12 protein-coding genes are annotated in these 13,047 nt (G+C 62.9%); 7 read left to right on the top strand and 5 right to left on the bottom strand.

What is annotated here, in order from left to right; genetic code table 11:
* Nucleotides 1–179: 179 nt before the first annotated feature.
* Complete coding sequence (locus tag ACFOGH_RS16940) at nt 180–668, bottom strand: HugZ family pyridoxamine 5'-phosphate oxidase (RefSeq protein WP_380074348.1); 489 nt, start codon at nt 666–668, stop codon at nt 180–182.
* 71 nt (nt 669–739) lie between these two features.
* Here ACFOGH_RS16940 and ACFOGH_RS16945 point away from each other — a divergent pair, with 71 nt between their 5' ends.
* The 4 genes from ACFOGH_RS16945 to ACFOGH_RS16960 all read left to right on the top strand — a co-directional run bounded on the left by ACFOGH_RS16945 (nt 740) and on the right by ACFOGH_RS16960 (nt 5,758).
* A complete protein-coding gene (locus tag ACFOGH_RS16945) occupies nt 740–970 on the top strand; it encodes a hypothetical protein (RefSeq protein ID WP_380074349.1) in 231 nt (76 codons plus the stop codon).
* Between the two features lie 125 nt (nt 971–1,095).
* Nucleotides 1,096–3,057: an acetate--CoA ligase gene (gene acs / locus ACFOGH_RS16950; protein WP_380074350.1), complete on the top strand. Its 1,962-nt coding sequence runs from the start codon at nt 1,096–1,098 to the stop codon at nt 3,055–3,057.
* Nucleotides 3,058–3,060: 3 nt separating this feature from the next.
* Nucleotides 3,061–3,720: an adenylate kinase gene (locus tag ACFOGH_RS16955; RefSeq protein WP_380074351.1), complete on the top strand. Its 660-nt coding sequence runs from the start codon at nt 3,061–3,063 to the stop codon at nt 3,718–3,720.
* A 160-nt stretch (nt 3,721–3,880) separates the two neighbouring features.
* Complete coding sequence (locus ACFOGH_RS16960) at nt 3,881–5,758, top strand: MFS transporter (protein ID WP_380074352.1); 1,878 nt, start codon at nt 3,881–3,883, stop codon at nt 5,756–5,758.
* Between the two features lie 64 nt (nt 5,759–5,822).
* On the opposite strand, the gene ACFOGH_RS16965 is transcribed toward ACFOGH_RS16960, so the two are convergent.
* Both ACFOGH_RS16965 and truA read right to left on the bottom strand, forming a co-directional pair.
* Complete coding sequence (locus tag ACFOGH_RS16965) at nt 5,823–6,104, bottom strand: hypothetical protein (protein WP_380074353.1); 282 nt, start codon at nt 6,102–6,104, stop codon at nt 5,823–5,825.
* Between the two features lie 355 nt (nt 6,105–6,459).
* Nucleotides 6,460–7,236 (bottom strand): tRNA pseudouridine(38-40) synthase TruA, encoded by a 777-nt coding sequence (gene truA, locus ACFOGH_RS16970; protein ID WP_380074354.1) that lies wholly within the window; start codon nt 7,234–7,236, stop codon nt 6,460–6,462.
* A gap of 112 nt (nt 7,237–7,348) precedes the next feature.
* Here truA and ACFOGH_RS16975 point away from each other — a divergent pair, with 112 nt between their 5' ends.
* The gene (locus ACFOGH_RS16975) at nt 7,349–8,755 is read left to right on the top strand and encodes a YcjX family GTP-binding protein (RefSeq protein WP_380074355.1); all 1,407 of its coding nucleotides are present in this window, start codon (nt 7,349–7,351) and stop codon (nt 8,753–8,755) included.
* A complete protein-coding gene (locus ACFOGH_RS16980) occupies nt 8,752–9,780 on the top strand; it encodes a YcjF family protein (protein ID WP_380074356.1) in 1,029 nt (342 codons plus the stop codon). The genes ACFOGH_RS16975 and ACFOGH_RS16980 overlap by 4 nt, the downstream gene beginning before the upstream one ends.
* 316 nt (nt 9,781–10,096) lie before the next feature.
* Here ACFOGH_RS16980 and argE read toward each other — a convergent pair whose 3' ends face one another.
* Complete coding sequence (gene argE / locus ACFOGH_RS16985) at nt 10,097–11,422, bottom strand: acetylornithine deacetylase (protein WP_380074357.1); 1,326 nt, start codon at nt 11,420–11,422, stop codon at nt 10,097–10,099.
* On the opposite strand from argE, the gene ACFOGH_RS16990 reads away from it, so the two are divergent.
* The gene (locus tag ACFOGH_RS16990) at nt 11,416–12,153 is read left to right on the top strand and encodes a hypothetical protein (RefSeq protein ID WP_380074358.1); all 738 of its coding nucleotides are present in this window, start codon (nt 11,416–11,418) and stop codon (nt 12,151–12,153) included. The two genes, argE and ACFOGH_RS16990, sit on opposite strands and share 7 nt — an antisense overlap.
* A gap of 253 nt (nt 12,154–12,406) precedes the next feature.
* Here the strand turns inward: ACFOGH_RS16990 and ACFOGH_RS16995 are convergent, their stop codons facing one another.
* On the bottom strand, nt 12,407–13,039 hold the full coding sequence (locus ACFOGH_RS16995) for an HAD family hydrolase (RefSeq protein WP_380074359.1): 633 nt from the start codon (nt 13,037–13,039) through the stop codon (nt 12,407–12,409).
* Between the last annotated feature and the right edge of the window lie 8 nt (nt 13,040–13,047).

The raw sequence follows: 13,047 nt of genomic DNA on the forward strand, positions 1-13,047 counted from the left end.
GCTCATCAGGCTGAAGGCCGTTGAGCAAGGGGCGGTGGGCAGCAAGCCGACATCTTTGAAATCGGGGCGCGCCTGACTGGGCTGGCGCGGAAACGCGCCTGCCGGGGGCAGGCAGACGCGGCCCGATTTGTATACTCCAAATCAGGCAAGATGGCTGTCCTTGCGAAAGATCTCCCGATCTAGCGCAAGTCTTCCGCCGTAAACCGAAACGCCTTGCCAAACCCGCCGTTCAGCAAGGCCGATTGCGGCATCAGCCGCACGAAAGCAAAATCGGGCAGGTCGATGTAAAGGGTCGCCTTCGGGTGGCCCTTTAGCCAATGCGCCCGCAGCGCCGCCCGCTGCGGATCGTCGGGGGCAACAAACGCCGCCATCGCCCGGATCATCAAGCGCGGATGCGTCATCGGATCGCCCTTTTCGCCCGGCTCTCCCAACATCAGCGCGCAGGCCGGGTTCGCCCGCAGGGCTGCGGTATGCGGCGCCAAGCCGGACACTAGCGCCATTGGCACACCGTCCGGGTCCAGCCCAAAGGCAATACGGCTGATGCCCGGAGTCTGAGTTTGCGCATCGCTGTAAGCCAAAGCGGCATGATGCGTCTGCATCAAACTTATCGCCAAAGCACGCGCTTCGGCATCGGCAACGGCCACGGGATCGGGGCGTTTTACAGTCATGTCGGGCCTTTGATACTTGGGGGGCAGGCCTTCGGTGGCGTGACTTACAAAGCAAGACGGCTGCCGGGCAGATGCAGCTCAGCTATCACGCGAATCACCCGTTTGTGAACGGGGCAAACCGCCGCGCTTTCGCCCCGGCCATGCGGCGGCGCGATCCGGCAGAGTCGTTGCTGACAGCCCACCCTGCCCCGGCGCAACCCAAGGCTGCTGGATTGACGTTCCGTCATTTCATTGCCAATTTTCTGGTCATTGACAAAATTCACCATCGATCTTGTCAATTTATTTACAGAAAAACTGCATGAATAAAAAGAGTTACCAATTATTTTACAACTACGCTATGATCAGGTTACAAACGGGGGAGCCCTGCCTGACACGGCAGGCCGTTGGGACAGGCCTCAGGGCCTGACTGGGAACTGGGGAGAGAGTTATGTCGGACCACGCTGCTGCGCAGAAATATGCGGCTTCGGAAGAATTTGTCGCCCATGCGCATGTGAAACCTGCCGAATATGCGGCGCAATATGCAGCCTCGGTCGCCGATCCGAATGCATTCTGGGCCAAAGAAGGCCAGCGCATCGACTGGATCAAGGATTTCACCCGCGTCAAGGAAACCAGTTTCGAGCGCGGCGCGGTCAGCATCAAATGGTTCGAAGACGGCACGCTGAACGTCTCGGCCAACTGCATCGACCGCCACATGACCAGGCGCGCCAACCAGACCGCGATCATCTGGGAACCCGATGATCCGAAAACCCCCGCCCAGCACATCACCTACGCCCAACTGCTGGAAAACACCTCGCGCATGGCCAATGTGCTGAAGGCGCAGGGCGTTTCGCGCGGCGACCGCGTGGTGATCTATCTGCCGATGATCCCCGAAGCCGCCTATGCCATGCTGGCATGCGCCCGCATCGGTGCGATCCATTCCATCGTGTTCGCCGGTTTCTCGCCGGATGCCTTGGCCAACCGCATCAACGATTCCGAAGCCAAGGTGCTGATCACCGCCGATTTCGCACCGCGCGGCGGCAAGAAAACCGCGCTGAAGAACAACGCCGATCAGGCGTTGCGGCATTGCGATGACCGGGTGAAATGCCTTGTCGTCAAGCATACCGGCGACCAAACCCATTGGACCGAAGGCCGCGACATTGACCTGAAGGCCGAGATGGCCGCCGCCAAGCCCTATTGCGCCTATGTCGAGATGGGCGCGGAAGACCCGCTGTTCATCCTCTATACCTCGGGTTCTACCGGCAAGCCGAAGGGGGTGGTGCATACCTCGGGCGGTTATCTGGTTTATGCCGCGATGACGCAGCAGATCACCTTTGATTACCACGATGGCGATGTGTTCTGGTGCACCGCCGATGTGGGCTGGGTGACCGGCCACAGCTATATCATCTACGGCCCGCTCGCGAATGGCGCGACCACGGTCATGTTTGAAGGCGTGCCAACCTTCCCAGACGCAGGCCGCTTTTGGGAGGTTTGCGCCAAACACAAGGTCAACCAGTTCTACACCGCACCCACAGCGATCCGCAGCCTGATGGGCATGGGGCCGGAATGGCCTGCCAAGCACGACCTCTCCAGCCTGAAACTGCTGGGCTCGGTGGGCGAGCCGATCAACCCCGAGGCTTGGAATTGGTATAACCAGCATGTCGGCAAGGGCCGCTGCCCCATTGTCGATACCTTCTGGCAGACCGAAACCGGCGGCCATCTGATCACCCCGATCCCCGGCGCGATCCCGCAGAAACCCGGCTCGGCCACGCTGCCGTTCTTCGGCATCCAGCCCATCGTGCTGGATCCGGCCACCGCCAAAGTGCAGGACGCGGTGGAAACCGATGGGGTTTTGTGCATCGCCGATAGCTGGCCGGGGCAGATGCGCACGCTTTGGGGCGATCATGCCCGGTTCGAGGAAGCCTATTTCAGCCAATACCCCGGTTACTACTTCACCGGCGACGGCTGCCGCCGCGATGCCGATGGCTATTACTGGATCACCGGGCGGGTGGATGATGTGATCAACGTCTCGGGCCACCGCATGGGCACAGCCGAGGTCGAAAGCGCCCTCGTCGCCCACCCGAAAGTCGCCGAATCCGCTGTGGTCGGCTATCCGCACGACATCAAGGGCCAGGGCATCTACGCCTATGTCACGCTGATGAAGGGCGAAGAACCCTCAGAAGCGCTGCGCAAAGAGCTTGAGGCCTGGGTGCGCACCGAAATCGGCCCCATCGCCAAGCCTGACCTCATTCAATGGGCCCCCGGCCTGCCGAAAACCCGCTCGGGCAAGATCATGCGCCGTATCCTGCGCAAGATTGCCGAGAATGATTTCGGCGCTTTGGGCGATACCAGCACCCTCGCCGATCCGTCGGTGGTGGATGATCTGATCGCTAACCGCATGAACAAGGGCTGATCCATGGCACCTGTCCTGATCCTGCTTGGTCCCCCTGGTGCTGGCAAAGGCACGCAAGCCCGCATGCTCGAGGAATACTTCGGCCTGATCCAGCTTTCCACCGGAGATCTTCTGCGCGCGGCGGTGGCGGCGGGCACGTCGGCCGGGTTGGCCGCCAAGGCAGTGATGGCGGCGGGTGGCCTCGTGTCGGATGACATCGTGCTGGCGATCCTGAAAGATCGGATGACTGCGCCCGATGTGGCAAAGGGCATCATTCTGGATGGGTTCCCGCGCACCGCAGGCCAAGCCGCAGCACTCGACACGCTGCTGGCGCAAACCGGGCAAAAGATCACCGCTGCCATTAGCCTTGAAGTGGATGATGCGGCGATGGTCGCGCGCGTCGCAGGCCGCTACACCTGCACCTGCGGCGAAGGCTATCACGATACGTTCAAACGCCCCGCCCGCGCGGGCGTCTGTGACAAATGCGGCGGCAGTGATTTCAAACGCCGCGCCGATGACAATGCCGAGACGGTGCGTGACAGGCTTGCCGCCTATCACGCCCAAACGGCGCCGCTGATTGCCTATTACGACGACAAGGGCGTGCTGGAACGCATCGACGCGATGGGAGAGATCGCAGCGATCCGCCAAGCCCTTGCCCAGATCGTCGCGGGCATCGCGGCCTGACAGCATACCCCGCCGCCGGAGGAGCGGCGGCGGGGGTTACACGACCAGACCAGACAGCCTTGGCTGAACCCTGCTTGGCAGGGATCGGAGAAGGCTTGCCCGGCGCTGGACAGGGATAGGGAACCGGCGAGCACATCGCCGCATAACAGGGAGGCCTAACATGGCACTAGCACCCGACGCGAGCGTCCGCTCACGTCCAATGACGGCGGAAGAACGGAAGGTCATCATGGCCTCGTCCGCCGGGACGATCTTTGAATGGTACGACTTCTACCTCTACGGCAGCCTCGCCGCGATCATCGGCGCGCAGTTCTTTACGCCGTTCCCCGAAGCCACCCGCAACATCTTCGCGCTGCTGGCCTTTGCCGCAGGCTTCATCGTGCGCCCGTTCGGCGCCTTGGTGTTCGGCAGCCTCGGTGACTTGATCGGTCGGAAATACACCTTCCTGATGACCATCCTGATCATGGGCTTCTCGACCTTCCTCGTCGGTGTGCTGCCCGGCTATCAAAGCTGGGGCATCGCCGCCCCGATCATCCTGATCGGCCTGCGGATGCTGCAAGGTCTGGCCTTGGGCGGTGAATACGGTGGTGCTGCGGTTTATGTCGCCGAACACGCGCCGCAAAACCGTCGCGGCTATTACACCTCGTTCATCCAGACCACGGCCACGCTGGGTCTGCTGCTGTCCTTGGTGGTGATCCTGCTGCTGACCGGCTATGTCAACGGCAACTACCCGACGGTGCCGCAAGTCGGCCTTGATGGTGCGCCGCTGCTGGACGCCAAAGGCGCGCAAGTCATGCTGGAGCCGTGGAAAGCCTGGGGCTGGCGCCTGCCGTTCATCGGCTCGCTCGCTTTGCTGGCGGTATCGCTCTATATCCGTCTGACCATGCACGAAAGCCCGGCCTTCAAAAAGATGAAGGAAGAAGGTGCTGCCTCGAAAGCGCCGCTGCGCGAAGCTTTTGGCCAGTGGAAAAACGCCAAGATCGCGCTGATCGCGCTGTTCGGTCTGACCGCAGGGCAAGCCGTGGTCTGGTATTCCGGCCAGTTCTACGCGCTGTTCTTCCTGCAAAACGTGGTGAAGGTCGACAGCTATTCGGCCAACGTCTTTGTGGCATGGTCGCTGATCCTTGGCACCGGCGGCTTTCTGTTCTTCGGCGCGCTGTCGGATAAAATCGGCCGCAAGCCGATCATTCTGGCAGGCTGCCTGATTGCCGCGATCACCTACTTCCCGGTGTTCAACGCGCTGACCAAAGTCGCCAACCCGGCGCTGCACGCAGCACAGGACACCCCGGTTGTGGTGACGGCAGACCCGGCGGATTGCTCGTTCCAGTTCAACCCGGTCGGCACCGCCAAGTTCAGCAAATCCTGCGACATCGCCAAGGCGTTGCTGCTGAAAGGCTCGGTCAATTCGACCACCGTCGCGGCCCCGGCTGGCACGGTGGCTTCGGTGAAAATCGGCGAAACTGTGATCGAGTCCTACGACGGCAGCGTCAACGGCAAGGCGGTTGCCGATGCCAAAACCGCACTGGAAACCGCCAAGGCTGGCACCGATCAGGCCGCAACCGATGCAGCGCAAGCAGCCCTCGATGCAGCCAATGGCGTGAAAGCCGGGTTTGAAAAGTCGATCAACGATGCTCTGACTGCAGCGGGCTATCCGCTGGTGGCTGCCGACAATACGACCGTGGCGAAGGTCGGTGGCTTCTTTGACATCTTCACCGCGCAGAACATCAGCGTCGTGGCGATCCTGACCTATCTGATCATTCTGGTGACGATGGTTTACGGCCCGATTGCCGCCATGCTGGTGGAACTGTTCCCGACCCGCATCCGCTACTCGGGGATGTCGCTGCCCTACCACATCGGTAACGGTTGGTTCGGTGGCCTGCTGCCCGCAACCGCACTGGCGATCTCGGCGCAGACCGGCAATATCTACTCGGGTCTGTGGTATGCGATCGTCGTGGCTTTGGCGACGGTGGTGATCGGCGCGCTGCTGGTGCCGAACGGCACGCATAAGAAAGACATCTTCTCGGATGCCAACAACCGCTGAGCGGGAAGGTTTGGAGATGAAAGGGCCGCAGGGAAACCTGCGGCCCTTTTGCTTTCGGCGCGGATCAGGCCTTGAGGCGCAGATACAGCGACCACGCGCCCAGAATGATCGCAAGCCAGATCACATTGGCGATGATGCCAACGCCGATCACTGTCGCCAGCGGTGCCGCCAGCGAAGCCTGCGCCGTGAGCGGCAGCAGCACCGCCACAAACACCGCCCCGATGGCCAGCGGGATCAGCGTGCCCGACGCCGCGCGCGTGCGCAGCATGGTGATGAACAGCGCAATCAAAAGCCCGATGCGGAACGGATCAGAAAGTTGTGCGACAAGCAGATCGGAAAGGGACATGCGGGCTCCTGTGATTTGCGCAACGATAGGCGAGGATGCCCGCCATATCCAGCAGCCGCTGCGCGCTGCATCAACCAAGCCGGGGGTTTCACACCCCCGGACCCCCGTGGGATATTTGAGCAGAGAGGATGAACCGAAGCGTTAACTCAGACTTAACCCGAATCATTCAGGGTCAAACCACGGTACAGGCGGGGACGCCGATGACCGTCAGAGGGGATGACGCCCCGCAGCAAGGCAAGTCCTGCTGTCGGGGCGTCTGAACCAGCTTTGTCATCCTCTCTGCGCAAATATCCTCGGGGGTAGCCCGCAGGGCGCAGGGGGCAGACAGCCCCCTGATTTTTCGCAGAAAAATGGCTTAGAGGCCTGCGAAGGGATCCACCGGATAGCCGACCCCGGTCATATACAGCCCGTCAGGCGGCGAGACGGGCCCGCAGGCGGCGCGATCCGCCGCCAAAAGCGCGGTTCTCACCTGATCCGGGCCCCAAGCCCTTGCCCCCACACGTTCCAGCGTGCCGACGATAGAGCGGACCTGATTGTGCAGAAAACTGCGCGCGCGCAGGGTAAAGCGGTATTCCACCCCCGCCGGATAGGGCAGCGCCACAATCGACACCTCATCCAGCGATTTCACCGGACTGGCGGCTTGGCAATAGGTTGAGCGGAAGGTGGTGAAATCATGCTTGCCGATCAGATGCGCAGCCCCCGCCCGCATCGCCTCGATATCCAGCGGGCTATGCACCCGCCACACCTTGCCGCGATCATGCGTCGCTGGTGCGCGCCGTGCCACCAGCCGGAACAGATAGCGCCGCTCGCGTGCCGAAAACCTTGCGTGGAAATCCTCCTCCACCCGCACCACCGCCAGCACCGACACCGGATGCGGGCGCAGATGCGCGTTCAGCGCCGAGGCGAGACGGAAGCAATCCCATTCGCGCCCCAGATCGCAATGCGCCACCTGCCCCGTCGCATGCACCCCGGAATCCGTCCGCCCCGCCGCCGCAATCGTGTGCGGCCCCGGCTCCAGCCGCGCCAGTGCGCTTTCGATCGCGCCCTGCACCGTCAACTGCCCGCCCGCCTGGCGTTGCCAGCCGTTGAACGGGCCTCCGTCATAGTCGATGAGCATGGCATATCTGGGCATGGGGCTTCAGTTACCGCGCGGGCGCTTGCGTGTCCATGCTTCCAGATGGGCCATGCCTTCCAAAACCCCGCCCCCCGCCCTATGTTCAAGCCGAACAGAAGGATAATGCCGCGTGTTTTCCAGCCTGACCAATGGCATCGCCCGCCAGATCGAGGCCGCAGCCACCGCCCTGACCGGATACGAACCCGTGCTGCGCATCGGCGTCACAGGCTTGTCCCGCGCCGGCAAAACCGTGTTCATCACCAGCCTTGTCGCCAACCTTCTGGACCGCGCGCGGATGCCGCAACTGACCGCACAGGCGCAAAACCGCATCGAGGCGGTCTATCTGCAACCGCAGCCCGACGACACCCTGCCCCGCTTTGCCTTTGAAGATCACCTTGCCGCGATGACCGGCGATGATCCGCGCTGGCCGCAATCCACCCGCGCCGTGTCGGAATTGCGGCTGTCGTTCCGCAGCCGTCCGCAGGGCTTCATCAACAGCCTGTCGGGTGCGCGCACCCTGCATGTCGACATCGTCGATTACCCCGGCGAGTGGCTGCTGGACCTTGCCCTGCTCGATAAATCCTATGCCGAATGGTCGGAAGAAACCCTGCACCGCATCGCCAAACGCGATCAGGCCGCCGATTTCATGGCCCATGCCCGCGCCGAGGATGGCAGCTTGCGCCTTGACGAAGCCCGCGCGCAAGGTTTGGCCGCAGCCTTCACCGATTACCTGAAAGCCGCCCGCGCCGCGGGGTGGTCCGATTGCACGCCGGGGCGCTTCCTGTTGCCCGGTGATCTGGCAGGCTCGCCTGTGCTGACCTTCGCCCCTCTGCCCGCGCCATCGCAAACCCCGCGCGGCAGTCTCTGGCGTGAGATGCAGCGCCGCTACGACGCCTATAAATCCCGCGTCATCCAGCCGTTTTTCCGCGAGCATTTCGCCAGGATTGATCGCCAGATCGTGCTGGTCGACATCCTGTCCGCCCTGCACCAAGGCCCGCAAGCCGTGGAAGACCTGCGCCGCACCATGGCCGAGGTTTTGGAGGCGTTTCGCCCCGGTCGTAACGGCTGGCTGACCGGCATCTTGGGCGGCAAACGGGTGGAGAAAATCCTGTTCGCCGCCACCAAGGCCGACCATCTGCACCACCATCAGCATCCTGCCCTGACCGGCATCATGCGTGCCATGCTGCGCGAAGCGGTCAGCCGCGCCGATTTCGCAGGCGCGCAGACCTCGGCGATCTCGATGGCATCCCTGCGCTCGACCGTGGAAGAAACCGTTGTGCGCGAAGGCGTTAGCCTTGATGCCGTGCGGGGGCGCTTGCTGTCGAACGGCAAGCAGGCGGTGATGTATCCGGGGCAACTGCCCAGCGATCCCGCCCGGCTTTTGTCGCCCGCCCGCGAGGGGGCTGAAAAATGGCTGGATGCCGATTACGCGCTGATGGAGTTTGCCCCCGCCCGCACCACACTCCGCCCCGGCGAAGGCCCGCCGCATATCCGGCTGGACCGCGCCGCCGAATTCCTGATCGGAGACCGCTTGTGAGCCTTGAAGACCCGCCCCGCCTGCACGGCCCCTTGATGCAGGAATATGACGGTGACGCCGCCGATCCCGGTCTGGCCGAAGCCCCACCGGAACACGGGCATGAGGCCGGGGCCGCGCGTGCCCTGCACACCGCCGCCGTGTTGGCCAATCGCCGCTCGTCTGGTTTCACCCGCTTTGCGCTTTGGGTGTTCGCCAGCCTGTTCACGCTGATCCTGTCGGTGTCGGCGTGGAATTTCGTGATTGGTTTGTTCAGCGAAAACAGCATGTTGGGCTGGATGGCCTTTGTGCTTCTGATGCTGGCGCTCTTGGTGGTGCTGGTGATCTCGTCCAAGGAACTGCTGGCGTTCTCCCGCATGGCGCGGCTGGATCGCTTGCGCGTGGCTGCGGCAGAGGCGCGTGTGGCGGGCGATCTGAAAGCCGCCCGCGCCGTGGTCGCCAGCCTGACCAGCCTTTATGCCGACCGTGCCGATACCGCTTGGGGCCGCGCCCGTCTGGCCGAGCGTGAGGCGGATGTGTTTGACGCCGATGCCATGCTGTCGCTCGCCGAGGTCGAACTGCTGGCCCCCTTGGATCGCGCCGCCCTAGCAGAGGTCGAGGCCGCCGCGCGTCAGGTCGCCACCGTCACCGCCTTTGTGCCGCTTGCTTTGGCCGATGTGGCGACGGCGCTTTACTCTAACCTCAAGCTGATCCGCCGGTTGTCCGAGATTTACGGCGGGCGCTCGGGCAGCATGGGCAGTTTTCGCCTGATGCGCCGGGTGTTTTCCGCGCTGCTGGGTGCAGGGGCGATTGCCTTGGCCGATGATCTGGTGGGCTCGGTCGCCTCGGGTGGCTTGCTGGCCAAGATTTCCCGCCGCTTTGGCGAAGGCGTGGTGAACGGCGCGTTGACAGCGCGCGTCGGCCTCGCCGCGATGGAATTGTCGCGCCCAATGCCGTTTGTGGCGCTGCCGCGACCGGGGACGAGCGCCACCACCAGCCGCGCGCTGGCAGGGTTGTTCGGGCGGGCAGAAAAGCCGGAACAGCCCTAACCCAAACCCGCTGCCCCGGACTTGATCCGGGGCCTCATGGCGGATGAAGCGAGGCCCCGGATCAGGTCCGGGGCGGCGGGGGGAAAGACTGAAGGGTTGGCCTTGCAAGATTGGATGGCGCAGGTTTACTGCCTCACACCCCTTGCTCAACGGCCTCCAGCCTTATGAGCAACGCACCGGAAAACTCTGCCCCGCAGAGTTCTCTATCGGCGCGGGTCCAGCCCTCAAACGGCTCAAAGGTTAAAAATGTCTTAAATCAGACACCCCAACCCATTGATCTAAAACCACTAAAAAATGTCCCGAGTTGGGACCGCCGCTAAAACCCCGCCGCACACCGATCCACCAGCGCCGCCAGCATCACCCGGCACCGCTCAATCTGCTCGACCGAGACGAACTCATCCGGCTTGTGCCCCTGCGCCATAGACCCCGGCCCGCAGATCACCGTCGGGATGCCAAGCCGGGCGTCAAACAACCCGCCCTCGGTTCCGAACGCCACCTTGATCGTGCCATTCGCCCCAGTCAGCGATTTCACGAAATTCACCACCCCCGCATCCGATGGCGTGCCCAAACCGGGGTAATCCCACAGCCGTTCAATCCTGATCTCGGCCTCAGGAAACTCCGCCCGCAGCGGCGCCACGATAGCCTCGGCCCCGGCGCGCAGATCGGCGATCAAGGCGTCAGTATCCTCCCCCGCCAGACTGCGGATTTCAAAGTCGATCACGGCAGTATTGGGCACGATATTGACCTGCACCCCGCCGTTCAGCTTGCCGACATGCAGGGTCGTGTAGGGCACATCATAATCGCCATCGCGCTGCCCCTCTGCCGCGACCCGCGCCTGCAAGGCCCGCACCACTCCCACAAAATCCGCCGCCAGATGCAGCGCATTCAACGCCAGCGGAGCCAAAGCCGAATGCCCCTCTCGCCCCACACAGGTCGCCCGTAGCGCGATCTTGCCCTTGTGGCCGGTCGCGACCTGCATCGCCGTGGGTTCGCCCACGATACAAATTCGGGGCCGGATCGGGGCGGTGTCCAGCATGTCAATCAGACTGCGCACGCCCATGCAGCCGATCTCCTCGTCATAGGACAGGGCCAGATGCAGCGGCACTTTCAGCGGCCGCTTGCTGGCCGCAATCACCGCCTCAATCGCGCAGGCGGCGAAGCCCTTCATATCGGCGGCCCCCCGACCATAGTAACGCGCGTCCTTTTCGGTCAGCGCAAACGGCGGCACCGTCCAGGCTTGGCCCTCCACCGGCACCACATCGGTATGCCCCGAAAGCATCACCCCCGGCACCCCTTCTGGCCCCACGGTGGCATAGAGGTTGGCCTTGCCGCCCGATGGATCGGGGATCAGGGTCGAGTCGATACCCGCCCCGGCAAGAACCTCTTGCACATAGGTCATCAGGGCGCTGTTCGGCTTGGAACTGACGGTATCAAAGCTGAGCAGTTGTTCCAAAATCGCGCGCATCGGGGGCTCCTGTTGTTCGGGGCAAGCTAGCGCGAAGCGGTGGGGGGTGAAAGGCCAGCCGCGACGGATATGACGCGATTTGTCACGTAGAACCCACTTCCCAAACCGGCAGTTTCTTGCCAAGTTCATTCCATACCGCCCATGCCGGGCCCCAACGGATTGGACAGCACATGACATTGAAAGCGATTTTCCCCGCCCTTGCCACCACCGCGCTGGTCGCGTTCAGCCTGCCTGCCTTCGCACAAACCACCACCGAAGCCCCCGCCGCCGACGCCACCGCAGCCGCCACACCGGCGAAGGGGCCGAACGTGAAATCGTCTGCCGTTGGCACCAAGGGCGCTGTGGCGACGCTGGCGATGGCACAGGATCTTTACACGCTGGGCATGGCCAACAAAGACGCCCTCACCGTGCTGACGGCTGCCAAACTGGCCGGTTCGGTCGAGGTGAAGGATGTCGAGCGCAAGAAAGAAACCAAGGGCACCGAAGTTGCAGGCGACGCCGAAGGCAAGGATATGCCAGTGGATGCAGCGACCATGATGGCTTCGGCCAAGGAACTGGCGGGCGAGGATGAGGTTCTGGCCGGGCTGGTCGAGGATGCGATGGTCGAGGCAGGCCGTGGCCGTGTCGGCGGCGCGTCATCCACCCTATCGCGCCTGCCCGGCGGGCAGACCGACACCTGGGAAGTGCCGTTCTATGGTGACAGCTATGCGGAACTGGCCGTGGTGGGCGATGGCGACTCCAACCTTGACGTGCTGGTCACCGACGAGAACGGCAACACGATCTGCTATGACGTAAGCTGGTCGGACAAGGTCTACTGCGATTTTGTGCCGAGCTGGAACGGCTATTTCTATGTGACCGTTCAGAACAACGGCAGCTCGCGCAACAGCTATTATCTGATGACGAACTGAGCCAGAAGCCATGAAAAAGCGGCGCATCCCAGGGGTGCGCCGCTTTTGCTTGGGCTGGTCCCACCTGGGGACCATGTCAGAGTGCCCGTAATTCAACGCCTTAACAGCAACCGTTTACCGCATTTTAAGATTTGGCCAGCGCGGCGCCAGATGCCGAAGGCTTGCACTTGGGGCAGATGACGGGTGCCTCCGGCGGGGATATTTGAGCAGAGAGGATGACACTCTTGAAAAACTTCCGTGGAATTTGCCGCGCCTAGATCAGCAGCCCCGCCTGACGTGCCCCGGCCAGCAAGTTGTCGGCCAGATGGTGCGCCCAGCGGCCTTTGCTGGGCACCACATCGGGAACTTGCACCACGAAACAGCCGGCGCGGTGGGCGGCTTCGGCGCCGGTTTCGCTGTCTTCGAACACCAGGCAACGTGCCGGGGCGACGCCCAGCTTTTCGGCCGCCAGCAGATAGGGCGCGGGATTGGGTTTCGGGGCGGTCACATCATCGACGGTGATGATCAGATCGAACATCTCGGCAATGCCTGCGACGGCCAGTTTGTGATGCGCCTCGCGCCGACCGGAGGATGTCACCAGCGCCATCGGCAGCAGACGCGCTTGCAGAATGTCCAAGGCACCCGATTTCAGCTTCAGCCCCTGCTCCTCCATCGCGGCAAGGAACCCGGTTTGCCACAGCGGGTGCAGCGCCTCGTGATCCAGGCCCGGATGTGCGGCGCGGATGATCTTGCTGCCGGTGGGCAAATCGACGCCAACGAGTTGATGCAGAAAATCTTCGGTCACGGGATGGCCCAGTTCGGCAAAAGCCGCCAGACCCGAGGCCATCGCAAGGCTTTCGGTATCAATCAATGTGCCGTCAAGATCGAAGAAAATCGCGTCAAACATCGCAAACC

It is taken from the genome of Cypionkella sinensis (assembly GCF_042646385.1).
Classification (GTDB): Bacteria; Pseudomonadota; Alphaproteobacteria; order Rhodobacterales; family Rhodobacteraceae; genus Cypionkella; species Cypionkella sinensis.